14 protein-coding genes are annotated in these 16,908 nt (G+C 75.2%); 6 read left to right on the forward strand and 8 right to left on the reverse strand.

The features are described 5' to 3' along the window. Positions 1-132: 132 nt before the first annotated feature. Positions 133-1,464 carry a nitric oxide synthase oxygenase gene (locus IE332_RS04030; RefSeq protein WP_268256526.1) on the forward strand — a complete coding sequence of 444 codons (1,332 nt, stop codon included), beginning with the start codon at positions 133-135 and terminating at the stop codon, positions 1,462-1,464. 64 nt (positions 1,465-1,528) lie between these two features. Here the strand turns inward: IE332_RS04030 and IE332_RS04035 are convergent, their stop codons facing one another. Beyond that, a complete protein-coding gene (locus IE332_RS04035) occupies positions 1,529-2,230 on the reverse strand; it encodes a TetR/AcrR family transcriptional regulator (RefSeq protein WP_189913679.1) in 702 nt (233 codons plus the stop codon). Positions 2,231-2,375: 145 nt separating this feature from the next. On the opposite strand from IE332_RS04035, the gene IE332_RS04040 reads away from it, so the two are divergent. The 4 genes from IE332_RS04040 (at position 2,376) to IE332_RS04055 (ending at position 7,253) form a co-directional block, all read left to right on the forward strand. Further along, on the forward strand, positions 2,376-3,539 hold the full coding sequence (locus IE332_RS04040) for an acyl-CoA dehydrogenase family protein (RefSeq protein ID WP_189913680.1): 1,164 nt from the start codon (positions 2,376-2,378) through the stop codon (positions 3,537-3,539). A gap of 47 nt (positions 3,540-3,586) precedes the next feature. After that, entirely contained in the window at positions 3,587-4,786 is a 1,200-nt protein-coding gene (locus IE332_RS04045) for a thiolase family protein (protein ID WP_189913681.1), read from the forward strand. An 87-nt stretch (positions 4,787-4,873) separates the two neighbouring features. Then, a complete protein-coding gene (fabG, locus tag IE332_RS04050) occupies positions 4,874-5,632 on the forward strand; it encodes a 3-oxoacyl-ACP reductase FabG (RefSeq protein ID WP_189913682.1) in 759 nt (252 codons plus the stop codon). Between the two features lie 250 nt (positions 5,633-5,882). Continuing rightward, entirely contained in the window at positions 5,883-7,253 is a 1,371-nt protein-coding gene (locus IE332_RS04055; RefSeq protein ID WP_189913683.1) for a S53 family peptidase, read from the forward strand. Between the two features lie 182 nt (positions 7,254-7,435). Here IE332_RS04055 and IE332_RS04060 read toward each other — a convergent pair whose 3' ends face one another. Beyond that, positions 7,436-9,772, reverse strand: a complete 2,337-nt coding sequence (locus IE332_RS04060; protein WP_189913684.1) for a hypothetical protein — start codon at positions 9,770-9,772, stop codon at positions 7,436-7,438. A 172-nt stretch (positions 9,773-9,944) separates the two neighbouring features. Between IE332_RS04060 and IE332_RS04065 the strand changes: the two genes are divergently transcribed. Next, complete coding sequence (locus tag IE332_RS04065) at positions 9,945-10,472, forward strand: HAD domain-containing protein (RefSeq protein WP_189913685.1); 528 nt, start codon at positions 9,945-9,947, stop codon at positions 10,470-10,472. A 71-nt stretch (positions 10,473-10,543) separates the two neighbouring features. On the opposite strand, the gene kilB is transcribed toward IE332_RS04065, so the two are convergent. From kilB to IE332_RS04095, 6 genes are all read right to left on the reverse strand, one after another. After that, positions 10,544-11,008 carry a plasmid transfer protein KilB gene (kilB, locus tag IE332_RS04070; protein ID WP_189913686.1) on the reverse strand — a complete coding sequence of 155 codons (465 nt, stop codon included), beginning with the start codon at positions 11,006-11,008 and terminating at the stop codon, positions 10,544-10,546. 65 nt (positions 11,009-11,073) lie between these two features. After that, positions 11,074-15,057, reverse strand: coding sequence for a LysM peptidoglycan-binding domain-containing protein (locus IE332_RS04075; protein ID WP_189913687.1), 3,984 nt, complete (start codon positions 15,055-15,057; stop codon positions 11,074-11,076). After that, positions 15,057-15,452 carry a hypothetical protein gene (locus IE332_RS04080; RefSeq protein WP_189913688.1) on the reverse strand — a complete coding sequence of 132 codons (396 nt, stop codon included), beginning with the start codon at positions 15,450-15,452 and terminating at the stop codon, positions 15,057-15,059. The genes IE332_RS04075 and IE332_RS04080 overlap by 1 nt, the downstream gene beginning before the upstream one ends. Positions 15,453-15,696: 244 nt before the next feature. Then, positions 15,697-16,161, reverse strand: coding sequence for a pilus assembly protein (locus IE332_RS04085; protein ID WP_189913689.1), 465 nt, complete (start codon positions 16,159-16,161; stop codon positions 15,697-15,699). Continuing rightward, entirely contained in the window at positions 16,158-16,532 is a 375-nt protein-coding gene (locus IE332_RS04090) for a TadE/TadG family type IV pilus assembly protein (protein WP_229928287.1), read from the reverse strand. The genes IE332_RS04085 and IE332_RS04090 overlap by 4 nt, the downstream gene beginning before the upstream one ends. Positions 16,533-16,570: 38 nt before the next feature. Further along, a complete protein-coding gene (locus IE332_RS04095) occupies positions 16,571-16,861 on the reverse strand; it encodes a hypothetical protein (protein WP_189913691.1) in 291 nt (96 codons plus the stop codon). Positions 16,862-16,908: the final 47 nt, after the last annotated feature.

Consider the following 16,908-nt stretch of genomic DNA (forward strand, 5'->3'; position numbering starts at 1 on the left):
GACATCGGCTGATCCGACAGTCTGACCTTCGGCCCCCGCACCCTAGCGCGATCAGCGCGGGTGCGGGGGCCGAATCGTTCACTCTCTGCGGTGGACCGGGCACCTCCGGTACTCCTGTGCGGCAGGAGGGATGTGTCCTTGATCTTCAACCGGCTCCGCACCCGCAGAACCACGGCCGCCGCCCCGACCGGCGGCTGCCCGTACGGCCACGGCCACGCGCACGCACCGGGCGCGTTCCCGCAGACCGTTCCGCCGCCCCGGCCGCAACCGCAGCAACCGGACGCGCCACGGCAGCCGGACGCGCCACAGTCGCAGCAACCGACCGCGCCGCAGCCACCGGACGCGCAGCCGCCCGACCCGCACCGGCCGTCCGCGCCACCGCCGTTCACCGACCCGGACCAGGCCGCCGACTTCATCCGGCGGTTCCACCACGAGCAGCCCGCCGCCGGGAGCCCGGCACCGCGGCTGCGCGCCGTCCTCGACGAGATCGACCGCACCGGCAGCTACCGGCACACCCCCGCCGAACTCACCTACGGCGCCAAGCTCGCCTGGCGCAACGCCGCCCGCTGCATCGGCCGGCTGTACTGGCGCAGCCTGGTCGTCCGCGACCTGCGCCACCTGACCTCCGCCGACGACATCGCCGCCGAGTGCTTCGAGCACCTGCGGCAGGCGGGCAACGACGGGCGGATCCGCCCGGTGGTCTCGGTGTTCGCCCCCGACCGCCCGGGCCGCCCGGCCCCCCGGATCCTCAACCAGCAGCTGGTCCGCTACGCCGGCCACCGCACCGAGGACGGCACCGTCGGCGACCCGGCCGGCGCCGCGCTCGCCGAACGGGCCCGCGAGCTGGGGTGGAAGTGCGCCGAGGACCGCTTCGAGGTCCTGCCGCTGCTCGTCCAGGAGCGCCCGGGCGAGCGCCCCGCCTGGTACGAACTGCCCGACGACAGCACGCTGGAGGTGCCGCTCAGCCACCCCGAGCACGACTGGTTCGCCGACCTCGGGCTGCGCTGGTACGCGGTGCCGGCGATCAGCGACATGACGCTGGAGATCGGCGGCGTCCGCTACCCGACCGCACCGTTCAACGGCTGGTACATGGGCACCGAGATCGGCGCCCGCAACCTCGCCGACGCCGACCGCTACGACATGCTCGGCACCGTCGCCGAGCGGCTGGGCCTGGACACCTCCAGCGACCGCACGCTCTGGCGCGACCGCGCGCTGATCGAGCTCAACATCGCGGTCCTGCACTCCTTCCAGGAGGCCGGGGTGACCATCGCCGACCACCACACCGAGTCGGAGCGCTTCCTCAAGCACGTGGCCCAGGAGGAGCGGCTCGGCCGGCCGACCCCGACGGACTGGAGCTGGATCGTGCCCCCGGTCTCGGGCGGGCTGACGCCCGTCTACCACCGGTACTACGACCCGGTCGACCCGGCCCTCCGCCCGGCCTTCGTCCCGCGCGAGGCCTGGTAGCGGCACCCCGCCACGCCGAGGCCGCCCGTACGGGCCCTGCCGTACGGCGCGGGAGGTGCTGCCGTCAGGGCCGGGCCGGGAGGCGGGCGAAGCGCAGGGCGAGGCCGTCGAGCAGCGCCTCCAGGCCGGTCTCGAAGGCGCCCTCGTCGACCGACCCGCGGTGCCCGGCCAGCCGGTGCGCCTCGCCGAGGTGCGGGTAGTCGGCCGCGTCGTAGACCTCGGCGTCCGCCGGGAAGCCGGCCGCGAAGGAGGCCAGCGCGGAGCCGGTGACGAAGTAGCGCATCAGCGCGCCGATCCTGGTCGCCTGGCCGCGCGGCCAGCCGGCCTCGACCAGGTGGCCGAAGACGGCGTCGGCCAGGCGCAGCGCGTTGGGCCGCCGGCCCGGGCCCTGGGCGAGGACCGGGACGATGTTGGGGTGGGCGGCCAGCGCGGCGCGGTAGGAGCGGGCCCAGTCGCGCAGCGCCTCCGGCCAGCGGGTCCCGTCGGCTCCGGCCTCCCGCTCGGCTCCGGCCTCCCGCTCGGCTCCGGCTTCCCCCTCGGCGGTGGCGAACATCGACAGGTCGACTTCGCCGATGACGCTGTCCACCACCGCGTCCAGCAGCTCGTCCTTGGTGGCGAAGTGGTTGTAGAGCGAGGGCCCGCTGACCGACAGCTCGGTGGCGAGGCGGCGGGTGGAGAGGGCGTCCAGCCCCTCCTCGTCGATCAGCCGCAGAGCGGCCGCGACGATGCGCTCGCGGCTGAGCAGCGGGGTGCGTGGGCGGGCCATCGTGGCGTCTTCCTCCGGTCGGGTGGGTGAGGACCGATTCTGTCAGGCGCCTCTTCCCAGCACGGGCCGGTCGGGGCTACAGTCCCACCATAAAACTTGCAGCGCTAGTTTATTGCCCGCGCTGATCTCTTGGTGAGGAGCCGCCGTGAACCTGGAGTTGTCCGAGGAGCAGAGCGCCGTCCGGGACCTCGCGGCCTCCTTCACCGACCGCGAGATCGTGCCGTACGCCGCCGAGTGGGACCGCGCCGAGTCCGTGGACCGCGCGATCATCGGCAAACTGGCGAAGGTCGGCTTCCTCGGCCTGACCATCCCCGAGGAGTACGGCGGCAGCGGCGGCGACCACCTCGCGTACTGCCTGGTGCTGGAGGAGCTGGGGCGCGGCGACTCCGCCGTGCGCGGGATCGTCTCGGTCTCGCTCGGCCTGGTCGCCAAGTCGGTCAACGGCTTCGGCACCGAAGAGCAGAAGCGGCACTGGCTGCCCCGGCTCACCTCCGGCGAGGCGCTCGCCTGCTTCGCGCTGACCGAGCCCGGCACCGGCTCGGACGCCGCCAACCTCACCACCCGCGCGGTGCGGGACGGCTCGGACTGGCTGATCAGCGGCGCCAAGATGTTCATCACCAACGGCACCTGGGCCGACGTCGCCCTGGTCTTCGCCCGCACCGGCGGCAGCGAGCCCGAGCAGCGCGGCCACCGGGGCATCACCGCCTTCCTCGTCCCCACCGACCTGCCCGGCTTCACCCGCACCGAGGTCCACGGCAAGCTCGGCCTGCGCGGCCAGGCCACCGCCGAACTCTCCTTCGAGGACGTCCGGGTGCCGGACAGCGCCCGGCTCGGCGAGGTCGGCAAGGGCTTCACGGTGGCGATGGCCGCGCTGGCCAAGGGCCGGATGTCGGTCGCGGCCGGCTGCGTGGGCATCGCCCGGGCCTGCCTGGAGGCCGCCGTCCGCTACGCGGGCGAGCGCGAGCAGTTCGGCCGCCCGATCGCCTCGCACCAGCTCGTCCAGGAACTGCTGGCCGGCATCGCCGTGGACGTCGAGGCGGCCCGGCTGCTCACCTGGAAGGTCGCCGACCACATCGAGCGCGGCCTGCCGTTCGCCACCGAGTCCTCCGTCGCCAAGCTCTACGCGAGCGAGGCCGCCGTCCGGGCCGCCAACAACGCGCTCCAGGTGTTCGGCGGGTACGGGTTCATCGACGAGTACCCGGTCGGCAAGTACCTGCGCGACGCGCGGGTGATGACCCTCTACGAGGGCACCAGCCAGATCCACCAGCTGCTCATCGGACGCGCCCTCACCGGCGTCAACGCCTTCTGACCCACCCCATCGGTACTGACCCGCCCATCGACAAGGAGCCCGACGACGTGCGTCCCGTCTACTTCGCCGCAGCCCGCCGCACCCCGATCGGCCGACTGCGCGGAGCGCTCGCCACGGTCCGCCCGGACGACCTCTCGGCCACCGTGCTGCGCGCCCTGCTCGCCGACGTACCCGCCCTCGACCCGGCCCGGATCGACGACGTCTACTGGGGCGCCGCCAACCAGGCCGGCGAGGACAACCGCAACGCCGCCCGGATGGCCGTCCTGCTGGCCGGCCTGCCGGAGACCGTCCCCGGAGCCACCGTCAACCGGCTCTGCGCCTCCGGCCTGGAGGCCGTCACCCTCGCCGCCCGGGCCATCGGCTCCGGCGAGGCCGACGTGGTGCTGGCCGGCGGCTGCGAGTCGATGACCCGCGCCCCCTTCGTCCTCCCCCGCCCCGACGAGGCGCTGCCGCACCGGATGGAGACCTACGACACCCGGCTCGGCTGGCGGCTCACCAACCCCCGGATGGCCGAACTGCACGGCGTGCTCAGCATGGGCGAGACCGCCGAGGAGGTGGCCGGCCGGTACGGCATCACCCGGGAGCGCCAGGACGCCTTCGCGCTGCGCAGCCACCAGCGGGCCGCCGCCGCCCGCAAGGACGGGCACTTCGACGCCGAGCTGGTTCCGGTCGAGCGGCCGGACGGCGTGACCGTCGGCCAGGACGAGAGCATCCGCGAGGACACCAGCCTGGCGAAGCTCTCCGGGCTCAAGCCGGTCTTCCGCCCCGGGGGCACCGTCACCGCCGGCAACGCCTCGCCGATGAACGACGGCGCGGCCGGCCTGGTGCTGGTCAGCGAGGAGGCGCTGCGCGACCTCGGGCTCCAGCCGCTCGGCCGGTACGTGGCGGGCGCCTCGGCCGGGGTGCACCCGGACGTCATGGGCATCGGCCCGGTGCCGGCCACGGCGAAGGTGCTCGGCCGGGCCGGCTGGTCGCTCGCCGACCTGGACACCGCCGAGCTCAACGAGGCCTTCGCCGCCCAGGCGCTGGCCTCCGCCGACGGGATCGGGTTCGAACCGGAGCGGGCCGACGAGCTGGTCAACCCCAGTGGCGGGGCGATCGCCCTCGGCCACCCGCTGGGCGGCTCCGGCGCCCGCATCCTCACCACCCTGCTGCACCGGATGCGCCGCACCGGCGCCCGGCGTGGCCTGGCCACCATGTGCGTGGGCGTGGGGCAGGGTACGGCCGTACTGGTCGAGAACGTCTGAGACACCCGCAGGATCCGACACCTTTGAGGGAGTCCCCGGTGGGGAGCCCTCCAGTGTTCGAATGTTCACGTGTTCGAAGGAGATGAGATGGCCCGTTTCACCGGGAAGGTCGCCGTGGTGACCGGCGCGGCGCAGGGCATCGGGGCGGCCACCGCCCGTCTGCTGGCGGAGGAGGGCGCGGCGGTCGCCGTGGTCGACCTCAGCGCCGAACGGGCGGCCGGGACGGTCGCCGAGATCACCGCCAAGGGCGGCACCGCCCGGGCGTACGGCTGCGACGTGGCCGACTACGACGCCGTCGAGGCGGTCTTCGCGCAGGTCGCGGGGGACTTCGGCGGGGTGCACATCCTGGTCAACAACGCCGGGATCACCCGGGACAACCTGTTCTTCAAGATGCCCAAGGCCGACTGGGACGCGGTGCTGACGGTCAACCTGACCAGCGCGTACAACTGCAGCCACGTCGCGCAGAAGTACATGGTGGCGCAGAAGTACGGGAAGATCGTCTCGCTCAGCTCGCGCTCGGCCCTCGGCAACCGGGGCCAGGCCAACTACGCGGCCGCCAAGGCCGGCATCCAGGGCCTCACCGCGACCCTGGCGATCGAGCTCGGCCCGTTCAACGTCAACGTCAACGCCGTCGCCCCCGGTTACATCGCCACCGCGATGACCGCGGCCACCGCCGAGCGGGTCGGCAGCTCGGCCGAGGAGCACCAGACCGAGGTCGCCGCCCGGACGCCGCTGCGCCGGGTCGGGCAGCCGGAGGAGGTCGCGTCGGTGGTCGCCTTCCTGGCGAGCGAGGACGCCTCGTACGTCAGCGGGCAGACGCTGTACGTCAACGGCGGCGCCCGGTAGTAGGCAAGAGCGATGAACAGTGGATACTCTTGATATTCATTGAATATCACTGACGTGTCGCCACGAGGCCGTCCCAGGTGCGCAGTTACTTTCACCAGGGACGGCCTTTACCTTTTTTCGTGGCCGAACATGACCATGGCCATGATCATATGACCCCACCAACGGACTATGGCACGATCCTGCGGCTCTCGATGGGATGGCCCAACCGACCCGACCGGACCTGGTCGGGCCCTGCGTCCCAAGGAGTTCCATGGGCAGCCCCGCTTCCCTCCGTCGCGCCCTGGCTCTGCTCGCCGTCGGGGCCACCGCCCTCACGGCCGGCACCGTCGCCGTACCGGCCGTCGGCACCGCGACCGCCGCCCCCTCGCACGACCTCGCGGGCGTCCACGTCCGCCCCGCCTCCTTCGGGCACCACAACGTCCAGGCGCGGCCGGCCCCGCTGACCACCACCCAGTGCGTCAGCCAGATCGGCATCCACTGCTACTCGCCGCTCCAGTACCGCGAGGCCTACAACCTCAACCCGCTGTACGCGCAGGGCGTCACGGGCAAGGGCCGCACGATCGTCATCGTCGACTCCTTCGGCTCGCCGACCATCCAGCACGACCTGGAGGTCTTCGACAAGCAGTGGGGCATCCCGGACACCAACGTCGAGGTGGTCAAGTGGGGCAACGTCCCCGTCTTCGACCCGAAGAACCCCGACCACACCGGCTGGGCCGGTGAGACCACCCTGGACGTCGAGTACGCCCACGCGGTCGCCCCCGACGCCCACATCATCCTGGTCGAGACCGGCGTCGCCGAGACCGAGGGCACCACCGGCCTGCCCGAGATGATGGACGCCGAGAAGAGCCTCATCAAGCAGGGCCGCGGCGACGTCATCTCGCAGAGCTTCGGCGCCACCGAGAACACCTTCCCGGGCTTCGACAAGGGCGACTTCAAGTCGATCACCGACCTGCGCTACGCCTTCAAGGCCGCCGCCGACCGCAACGTCACCGTGCTGGCCGCCTCCGGCGACAACGGCGCCACCGACGCCAAGGAGAACGGCACCGACCTGTACCCGTTCAAGGTCAACTCCTGGCCGTCCTCGGACCCGCTGGTCACCTCCGTCGGCGGCACCCAGCTCACCCTGGACGACTCCGGCAAGCGCACCGCGGACGACAAGGTCTGGCACGACCAGTACGGCGCCGGCGGCGGTGGCGTCTCCGGCGTCTTCGAGCGCCCGCTGTACCAGACCGGCGTCGCCAACGTCACCGGCAACCACCGCGGCACGCCCGACATCAGCATGAGCGCGGCCGTCGACGGCGGGGCCTGGACCTACGAGTCCTACGACCCGACCGCGGTCGGCTGGCACCTCACCGGCGGCACCAGCGAGGCCACCCCGATCTTCTCGGGCGTCGTCGCGCTCGCCGACCAGCTCGCCGGCTACCGCCTCGGCCAGATCAACTGGCGCATGTACGGCCTCAGCCTGCTCCCGAGCCAGTGGAGCGGCATCAAGGACGTCAAGGAGGGCGACAACGGCTGGAACGGCGTCACCGGCTACAACGCCGCTCCGGGCTACGACCTCGCCAGCGGCCTGGGCACCATCGACGCGACCAAGTTCGTGCACGCGATCGCCGGTCGCTGATCGGGGTAGCAGCAGCTGATCGCTGACAAATGACAGCGGACAGATAACAGATTTCGAAATCTGTTATCTGTCCGCTGTTTTCTGTTTGCTGTTTTCCGTCAGTCGTCAGTTGTCAGCTGTCGTTCGTCGGCTGACGGCTGACGACTGACGACTGACGACTGACGACTGATAACCGTCGATTGTCAGCCGGTGGCGGCCAGTTGGGCGAGGTAGCGCTCGGCGGCGCGGAGCTTGCGGCCCTCGGGGCCCGGGAGGTAGGCGCGCAGCTCGATGATCTCCGGGGCGATGCGGATCGCCTCCGCCCGGTCGGTGATCGAGCGCCAGCAGGCCTCCGCGTTGGTGGCCGCCTGCTGGGTCTCCGGGTGGTCCGGGCCCTGGGAGCGGAGCAGCGTCAGGGCCACCTCGCGGTAGATGTCCGCGGCCTCGGCCGATCGGCCCGCCAGCCGGCACACGTGCGCCCGGACCTGGCGCACCTGGAGGACCGGCTCGGAGACCGCGCCGTGCTCGGCGATCGCCTCCAGCTCCAGGGCGAAGGCCAGGTCGGTCGCGGCGGCGTGGTCCCCGGCATCGGCGCTGCGGACGATCCGTCCGATGACCTCGCGGTAGTCGGCGCGGGGCGGGGCGGCCGCGGACGCGTCGTCGGCGGGGGCCTCCTCGACGGGGGCCTTGTCCTGCGGCACGGTGCCGGTGGGCAGCTCGGCGGTCGGCGCGTCCTCGGCGGTCAGCTCGGCGGTCGGCGCCTCGTCCGTGGGCAGCTCGGCGGTGGGCGCCTCGTCGGTGAACAGTTCGGCCGTCGGCGCCTCGTCGGCGGGAGCCTCGTCCGTCGGCCCGGCCCCGGCCGGGACCGCGTCCCGGGGCTCCTCTGCGGCCTCGGCCGGCACCGCGTCCTCCACCTGCGGGAGTTCGGCCGCGGCCCCCGTCCCGGACTCGGGCTCGGCGTCCACGACCTCCGGCCGCTCCTTGAGGAGGGTGACACCCGCCGGGAACGCGCCGTCCTCGGGCACCGTGTCGGTGGGCACGGTGTCGGCGGGCGCGGTGTCGGCCGGGGCCGGCTTGCGCAGGGTCACGCCGGGTGCCGCCTCGGGTGCGGTGGCCTCCGCGACCTCGACGACCGCGCCGGGCTCGACCTGCTCGACGGCCTCGACCGACTCGACGGGCTCCGCGGACCCGCCCGCCTTCAGCAGGCTGACCGGGCGGGCCGGTCGGGGCGGGGTGGGCGGTACGCCCGGCTTGACCAGGCTCACCGGTCCGCCGGCGGGGGTCACCGGGGTGACGGGCGGGGCCTGCACCGGCCGCGCGATGAGGTCGTCCTGCGGCTGCCCCGGACGCGGCACCAGCGGCACCGGGTACGGCGGGGCCTCCACGGCCACCGCGTCCGTGAACGGCGCCGCCTCCGCGAACGGCGCGGCGTCCGTGAACGGCACCGGGTCCGCGAACGGCGCCGCCTCCGTCACCGGCGGCAGGTCGGCCGTCGGGCCGTCGCCGCGCCGCGCGGTGTTGCGGAAGAACGGGCGGTCCGGGGCGTGCGTGGCCAGGATGACGACGTCCGGCCGCAGCACCGAGTACACCTGCTGCCGCAGTTGCTCGGGCGCGAGCACCTCGCCGGCGCCGGGCCGGCCGCCGTGCAGCGCCTCGATCAGGGCGCGGGTGAAGGTGCCGATCTGCTCCGGGTCCGGGCTGACGACCGCCCACAGCGGGATGCCCTCGCTGAGCGGCGAGACGGTGCCCTGGAGGTACGGCCAGGCGTTCTGGTCGGCGCTCAGGTCGGCGATGACGAGGGTCTGCCACTCGGCCGGGCGGTGGGCGAGCTCGGCGGCGACGGCCTGCCAGGGCAGGCCGTCCTGCTTGGCGTCGCGCAGGGTCAACTGGAGCTGGCCACCGCGCTTGTCGGCGACCACGTGGCCGCCCACGTGCACCAGCAGCGGTCCGGGGTGCCGGGAGGCGGCGCGCAGGTGGGCGAGGACGGTGTGCGTGTCGCTGGCGCCGGGGAGGTGGACGGCGTCCACCGCGTCGGCGGCGAGCAGCACCTGCGGCGAGACGGCGGCGAGCATCGCCGAGAGCACCGGAGCCTGGGTCGGGCCGCCCCGGCCCCAGGTGCGGCGGCCGGAGTTGCCGTAGCCGCCCTCGATCACCAGGATCCGTCCGCGCGGTGCGGCGCCGAGCCCGCCCGTCCCGGAGGCGGCCGCCCCCGGTGCGCCGCCGGGTGCGCCACCCGGCACCCCGCCCGCGGCCGGGAACGGCGGCGGCGTGGCCGAGGAGGCCGGGCCCGCGGCGGGCAGGCCGGTGAGGGTCCATCCGGTCTGCGGGGCGGGGAAGGCCACGGCGGGCGGCGCGAGCGGACGCTCCGGCAGGGCGGCGGGCGCCGTCACGGCCGGGGGCGCGGGCGGCGGCTCGTAGAGCGCGGCGGGCCCGGGCGGGTGCTCCTCGGCCGGGAGGCGCGGGGGCGGCGGTACGGCGTCCCAGGGGCCCGAATCCGATGCCGGGTCTGGGCCTCCGGAAACCGCTGTCGTCTCCGCCATCTCCTGGTCACCGCCCCGCCCCGCCGCTCCCGCGGCGTCTGATGCCCTTGACTGCGTGGCGTCTGCCACCACACTCCGTGCGCGCCACCCTACGAGATCCCGGCGCACCCGATCCAGGCCGGGTCTCCGATCGGCGCGCCACGCCGCTCGCGGTGCCCGCTATCGTGCCGTCATGACGGGTACCGACCGCCCCTTGCTCTTCCTCGACGTCGACGGGCCGCTCATCCCCTTCGGTGCCCCTCCCCCGGGCGGCTACCCCACCTTCCGCGGCCCGTACGGCTCCGGCGCGGTGCCGGGCGGCAACCCGTTGGTGGCCCGGGTCGACCCGGCGCTGGGGCCGCGGCTGCTGGGCCTGGCGTGCGAGCCGGTGTGGGCGACCACCTGGCTGGAGGACGCCAACGAGTGCCTCGCGCCGTGGCTCGGGCTGCCGCAACTGCCCGTCGTGCCATGGCCTCTGGCGGAGGACGACGAAGCGCGGGACGATGCGGCGGGCGGCGTGCACTGGAAGACCCGGACGCTGGTCGCCTGGGCGGCCGGCCGCCCGTTCGTCTGGGTGGACGACGAGATCGGTGAGGCGGACCGCCGGTGGGTGGCGGCGCACTCCCCCGCCCGCGCCCTGCTGCACCGGGTCGATCCCCGATACGGCCTCACCGAGGCGGACTTCACCGCCCTGGAGGCCTGGCTGCCGCGCACCGGCTGACCACCGGATCCGGGCACGAACCGCCCGGCTGACCGCCGGGCCCGGCACGAACCGCCCGCCCGGTCACCGGGTCAGGGGGACGCGGTCGCGAGGCGGGCCGCGGCGTCCGCGATGAACGCCGTGACCGAGGCCTCGAACTCCCCCTCCCGCGCCGCGAGTTCGTCCCGGTCGGCGGCGCCGCGCAGCGCCCCCGCACTGGCGAACGCGGCGTCGGCCAGCGGCTCGGGCCGGCCGGACACCAACAGCAGCCGGAACCTCGCCGTCTCGGCCAGCGCGCCCAGCCGGTCGGCCTCGGCCAGCGCCGGTTCGTGGGCCACCGGATCCGACCGGCGCAGCCATCCGGCGACGACCGCCCGCTTGAGCTCGGTCACGGCCGCGGCGAACCCGCTGTACGCGGCCAGCCGTTCCTGGCGCAGCAGTTCCTGGCGCGCCCTCGCCTCGGCCCGTACGGCGGCGCGCTGCTGGAGGAGGTGGGTGCCGAGGGAGCCCAGCAGCGCACCGGCGACGGCGAGCAGCGTCCCGAGCACCGCGCTCATCGGTCTCCGCCCTCCCTCCGTACCCTCGAACTCCCCGTCACCCTCCCCGCCTTGCCGGAGCCCGCTCAGGAGCCGGCCAGCAGGTCCCGCAGCAGGGCGACGGTGTCGGCGTCGAGGTCGCGGCCGGTGCGGCGGCTGAGGGCGTCCAGCCGGTTGACGGCGCGCAGGAGCTGGTCGCGGGCGCCGGCCGAGGCGTAGGCGTAGAACAGGTCCCGGTGCAGGAGTTCGACGTCCGGGGCGACGGCGAGGCCGCGGAAGACGGCCGCCTCGGCGCTGCGGTGGTCGCCGTACTGCAGGCGGCGGGCGGCCAGTTCGTGTGCGGTGTCGACGATCGCCGCGATCATGTCCTGGCGCTCGGCCTCGGCCCAGCCGTACGAGGCGGGCGGGGCCTCGGCGAACGGGGCGCCGCGGACCAGGGCGAGCGCGTGGGCCAGGGCGGCGTCGGCGGTGGCGCTGGTGCTGCGCATGCCGCGCCGGTAGAGGCCGCGGAACTCGTCCCAGTCGCAGGTGACCGCCGGGGAGAACGAGTAGCCGTCGGTGGTGTCGGTCGGCAGGAAGGCGCGGCCCTCGGCTGAGGTGCCGAACCAGGCGGCCAGGTCGGCGAGTTTGTCCGGCAGCGGGCTCTTGGCCTCGGCGGCGGGGTGCGGGTCGAGGTGTGCGGCGCCGGGGTGCAGGTCCTGGTCGAGGGCGTGGTGGTCGGAGCCCGGGCGCAGCGACAGGTAGACGGCGAGCTCGGTGAGCCGGGGCAGCGCGCCGGGTTCGGCGGTGCCGAGGACGCCCGCGACGTCCACCGGGCCGAGCAGCCGGATCCGGGGGGCGTTGCGAGGGGCATGCGCCTCCGGGGAGCGGAGGATGGCGAGCAGGTCGTCGCTGTCGCTGCGGCCGGGCGTGGTCAGGGCGACGGGGGCCACCTGGGCGACGGCGGCGGGGCCGGGCTCGACGGCCGCCCCGGGAGCGGTCTCGGGGGCGGTCTCGAGGGCGCCGGGGCCCCCGGTCTCCACCGCCTCGGCCGTGGTTCCGGTCCCGGTCCCGGCCCCCGAGCCGGGCACGGGCTCGGGGGCCGGCTCCGGCTCCTCGACGGGCGCGGCGGATAGGGCGGGCACGACCGGAACGACCGGCTGGACGGCGAGGACGACCGTCGCCTCGGCCGTGCCGACGGCCTCATCCGTCGGATCGGCGGCGGCGACGACGGCCTCGGCAGCGCCCTCGTCACCGGTCCCGCCGAAGGGCGGCTCGGCCTCGGGCCCGCCCGGCCGGCGCAGGTCGCGGGTGGTCTCGTCGCCCGCCGCCTGCCGCCCCTGCCCGTTGACCGCGAACCGCGCCGGGCCCGGCGGAATGGCCGCCGGACCGGGCGGAACCGGAGCCGGGGGCGGAGCCGGGGTCGAAGTCGGAACCGGGGCGGGGGCGGGCGTCACCGGGTCGGTGCCCGCGAACGGGCTGGCGCCGGTGCCGATGACCCGGGCCAGCAGGCGCGGACCCGCCGCGGTGTCGGTACCGCGCTCCGCCGTACCGCCGGAAGCCCCACCGGAGGCCCCGACGGCGGCCAGCACCGGTACGGCCACGGGCAGTTCGGTGGTGTCGGTGTCCTCGTCGTCCGGCCCGTCCAGGGTCCACGCCGGGGCGGGGTGCTGGGTGGTGTCGTCGGCGACCCGGAGCAGCTCGGCGACCTGCTCGTACTGGTGCCCGCTGAGCCGCTGCAGCTCGACGGTGAGGTGCAGGCCCGGGATGGCGGCCTGGCCGGAGGTCGGCAGGGTCCAGCGGGCGACCGGCCCGGTGCCGCGCTCGGGGGCGAGGGTGATGACGGCGACGCAGGTGCGCGGTCGGCCGTCGAGCAGCCGGCCGAGTTCGGCGGGGACCCCGCCGCCGGGCTGCTGGGCGCAGAGCACGATCTCGGGGATCCACGACTCGTCGGCCTGGCCCCGGCTGCGGGCGTCGCGCGGGCTGGTGGCCTCGGCGGCGACCAGGGTGGCGCGGGCCTTGGCGGTGCGCGGCCCGACGGCGGCGAGCGCGTCCTCCAGGGTGGCGTGGCGGTGGACGCGCTCGGCGGCCGGGCCGCTGATCGGCACCTCCTCGGCGAGGTCGACCAGGTGCAGGTGGAGCCGGTCGGCGAGCGGGCTGTGGGCGAGCTCGACGGCGAGGGTGCGCAGCACGTCGCGGGCGTCGTCCGGGTGGCCGGAGAGGTGGAGCAGCCGGACGGCCTCCAGGTCGGCGAGGACCACCGAGCCGTCGGGCGAGGTGCCGAGGGTGACCAGCGCGGGGTACGGCGCGGCGGTCTTGCGGGCCTGCGCGGGGCTGAGCATCTCGCTGGAGTCGGGGCCGCACCACCAGACGTTGGCGGCGTGCGCGGCCCGGAACGGCGCGATCGGGGTGGCCGGGCCGGACAGGTGCAGTTCGACGGTGTGCCCGGGGGTGATCCGGGCGGCGACGATGGCGGGCAGCCGCTTGCCGCCGCGCACGGTGTTGCGGGCGAGGGTGCGCAGGGCGCGGTCCAGCAGGTCCAGTCCGGCCTGGTCCTGCCGGGCCATCAGCTCGTTCTCGAAGGCGGCGGCCTCGGCGCCGGGCATCGCGATGCGGTGCCGGGGGCGGCGGGCGCGCTGCTGGGTGCCGCGCTTGTGGGCGACGGTGCCGACCATGACGGCGGCGAGCAGGACGCCGACGGTGGAGGCGGTGAGGGCGATGGAGTAGTCGTCGCTGGGGGCCCGGCTGACGTGCGCGGCGGGGGCGGGCGCGTGGGTGGGCGCCTGCGCCGGGGCCGACTGCGGTGCGCCCTGCGACGGCGCGGGGGCGGGCGCCTGGGTCGCCGGCGCGGGAGTCGCTCCAGGAGCCGGCGCGGGAGCAGGAGCGGGCGCCGGAGCAGGGTCCGGGGCAGGAGCAGGAGCAGGCGCGGGAGCCGGCGCGGGAGCCGGCGTTGCGGCCGCCCCCGGCACGGCGAGCACCATCCCCGGCACCACCACGTCCGGGTTCGTCAGCCGTTCCCCGTCCGGCGCCTGCACCCCCTTGTTCGCCTCGAACAGCTTCGGCCACTCCTCCCCGTCCCCCAACTCCCGCTGGGCGATGGCCGACAGGCTGTCCCCGGCCTGGACGGTGACGGTCCGCTGCCCGCCCGTACCCGCGCCCGGTTCCGTCCCGGCCTGCGGCGAGGTCCCCTGCGGAGTCCCCTGCGGCGCGCTCTGCGCCGCATCACCCGCCGGCGCGGGGGCCGGCGCGGGCGCGGGGCTCTTCGCCTCGTCCGGCTTGGCGTCGGCGGGCATCAGCAGGTCCCACCCGGGCTGGATCGGCCGCTCGGCGTCGAAGCGGTTGCCCGAATCGTCCATCACCCGGCCGTCGTTGAGCTTGGCGATCTCCACCCACCGTTCGCCCGAGCCCAGTTGGCGCTCGGCGATGGACCACAGGCTGTCGGCGGGCCGGCTGTCCCGCACCGTGTACGTGGGCTGCTGCTCGGCGGCGGGCGCCAGGGCGGGCGCGGACTGCGCCGCGGGCAGCGCGGCACGCTGCACGCCCGGGGTCAACTGCGCCTGGGCGGCCGGAGAGTGGGCGAGTTCGGGCACGGCCGCGAAGGCCGAGCCGGCCACCGGCAGCAGGGCGAGCACCGAGCCGACCAGCCCGGCCGCCATCCGCTGGCTCCAGCCGAAGGCCGGGATCCGGCGGGCGATCCGGCCGCGCAGCTGGGCGGGGATCTCCAACAGCACCGAGAGCGCGAAGCACCCCCAGGCGAGCCAGCCGACGATCACCAGCGCCCACAGGAACAGCCGTCCGTCGTCCGGGCTGCTGAGCGCCTCGCCCACGCCGCCGGGCGCGACCTCGCCCATCCCGGCGACCGCCTGGGTGCCGTACAGCAGCAGCGCGGGCACGCCGAGCAGCAGGACGAGCAGGGTGGCGAGCGCGGCGAGCGCGGTGAGCAGGGCACCGCCGCGCCCGCCGCCGCGTGGCGGTCGGGGCGCCGGGGCGGCGGGCCGTCGCCCGCCCCCGGCGGCTCGATGCGCGGCTCCGGCCCGGCCGTTGCGGGCCTGGGCGGTTCGGGCCTGGTCCTTGGCACGTGGCGCGGCCATCAGTCGGTCTCCGCTTTCTCGACTCCGTGGACGAGGGTCGCACTGCCCTTGCCCGTTACCTTCCGCTCCCCGAGGGCGCCCAGCAGGACCGGCCGGTAGTCGGCCTGCACGGTGACCGTGACGACCTTGCGGTCACCGGAGAACGTGATGTCGCCCGCCTTCAGGCCGTAGAGGCCCAGGTAGGCGTCGGCGGCGTCCCGGACGTACTTCTCGTCGACCTTGAAGCCCGCCCCCTGCAGGACGGCGGCCTGGTCGAGCTGCTGGCCGCCGACCCGCGCGGCCTCCTGGGCGTAGGCGTCGGTGCGCTCGGCGACCCGCAGTCGGCCGCCGGCGTCGATCACCAGGGCGATGACGAGCACCACGTAGGCCGCGCAGATCGCGACGAAGAGGGCCACCGCGCCCCGGTCCGACCGGCGCGCCCGCGCCCGTCGCCGCGGACGGTTCGGCGGCGGACGATCCGGCAGCAGACGGCTCAGCACCCGCATCCCCTCCCCCCGATCCTCACCCTGCTCTCCCCACCGGCCCCCACCGGGCGCCACTCGGTACCGTTGCGTCATCCCCCGAGCGCTCTCCGCTTGCGTCTCCCCCGCGCGGGCCGCCTCCAACCCCCCGTTTTCCCGGTGGCGGCGGCACGCGCGGTCAGGTGCCCCGGTAACGGTCCACCACCGAGGTGAACTCGCCGACGAGGTGCTTCGTCAGGGGCACGCCGGACGGCCCGCCGAGCAGGTCGGCCAGTTCGACGTCGCAGACCACCGTGACCGTGACGGTGGCGACCGGTCCGCCCGGCAGGTCCAGTTCGCCCTTCACCACCCGGACGTCGTCGTTCCGGCACGACACGCCCTGCTGGCGCAGCGTCGCGTAGGCGGAGTCCTTGGCCGGCCGGTCCATCCCGTCCACGCTGCGCTGCAGCGAGGCGGTGCGGGCCGCGGCGCGGGCGGCGGCCTCGACACCGCCCGCCGAGGTCTGCACCCGCCCGGCGGCGATGGCCACCAGGACCAGCCCGACCACGGACGGCACCACGATCGCCGCCTCGATCGCGATCCCGCCCCGGTCCCGCCGCCGCCGGGGGCGCCACCGGCGCGGTGCCGGGATCCCCCGCCTCACGGTTTCACCGCCGGCGGGACGAAGCGCTCCCGCGGCGCCTCGGCGAACTGCGTGATGACGGGCGCCGAGAGCCCGGGGATCAGCAGCGGCGGCCGCAGCTGCACGGTGACCCGGATGGTGTCGGCCGTGCTGCCGTCGGTGCGCACCGTGTAGTCGTGCGCGCCCTGCCGGTCCAGGAAGTCCCGGGCCTGGCGCTGCGCCGCCTGGTTCTTCACCTCGTCCGTCGCGTTGCCCTGCACCCGTCCGGCGTCCACGCCCTCGCGGGCGGCGCTGAGCGCGACCTGCCGGTCGTACCACCACAGCGCGGCCTGGACGACCAGCAGCAGGAGCAGCAGGACGACCGGGAAGACGATGGCGAGACTGATGCTCATCGACCCCCGGTCGTTCCGGCGGCGGAGAGGACGGCGCATCACTTGGTGGCGCCGCCCGCGCCCGCGCCGCCCGGCATGTTCGGGTCCTGCTGCACCTTCTGGACGACCTTGTCCTTCAGCAGGTACAGCGCGGTCGCCACCGCGCCCGCGACGAACACCAACGCGATGATGGCGAGGGCGAGTTCGATGCTGATCGCGCCGCGGTCGCCGCGGGCGCGGGCGGCCCGCAGCCGGCCGAGCCGCAGCGTGAACAGCAGCAGGGCGAACTGCACCGGCAGCAGGGCCGGCCTCAGCACCCGGCCGGCCAGGTGGGCGAGTCGTTCGGTCATCGGGTTCTCCCGGGGGGACGTTGCGGTGTGGTGTGGTGTGGTGCGTG

The sequence above is a fragment of the Kitasatospora xanthocidica genome (assembly GCF_014656195.1).
Classification (GTDB): Bacteria; Actinomycetota; Actinomycetes; order Streptomycetales; family Streptomycetaceae; genus Kitasatospora; species Kitasatospora xanthocidica.

Excerpts from the sequence above, each read along its gene's own strand:
- IE332_RS04035 (WP_189913679.1), bottom strand. The coding sequence starts at position 2,230 with ATGGCCCGCCCACGCACCCCGCTGCTCAGCCGCGAGCGCATCGTCGCG.
- IE332_RS04095 (WP_189913691.1), bottom strand. The coding sequence starts at position 16,861 with ATGACCGAACGACTCGCCCACCTGGCCGGCCGGGTGCTGAGGCCGGCC.
- IE332_RS04055 (WP_189913683.1), top strand. The coding sequence starts at position 5,883 with ATGGGCAGCCCCGCTTCCCTCCGTCGCGCCCTGGCTCTGCTCGCCGTC.
- fabG (WP_189913682.1), top strand. The coding sequence starts at position 4,874 with ATGGCCCGTTTCACCGGGAAGGTCGCCGTGGTGACCGGCGCGGCGCAG.
- kilB (WP_189913686.1), bottom strand. The coding sequence starts at position 11,008 with ATGAGCGCGGTGCTCGGGACGCTGCTCGCCGTCGCCGGTGCGCTGCTG.
- IE332_RS04090 (WP_229928287.1), bottom strand. The coding sequence starts at position 16,532 with ATGAGCATCAGTCTCGCCATCGTCTTCCCGGTCGTCCTGCTGCTCCTG.
- IE332_RS04075 (WP_189913687.1), bottom strand. The coding sequence starts at position 15,057 with ATGGCCGCGCCACGTGCCAAGGACCAGGCCCGAACCGCCCAGGCCCGC.
- IE332_RS04060 (WP_189913684.1), bottom strand. The coding sequence starts at position 9,772 with ATGGCGGAGACGACAGCGGTTTCCGGAGGCCCAGACCCGGCATCGGAT.
- IE332_RS04065 (WP_189913685.1), top strand. The coding sequence starts at position 9,945 with ATGACGGGTACCGACCGCCCCTTGCTCTTCCTCGACGTCGACGGGCCG.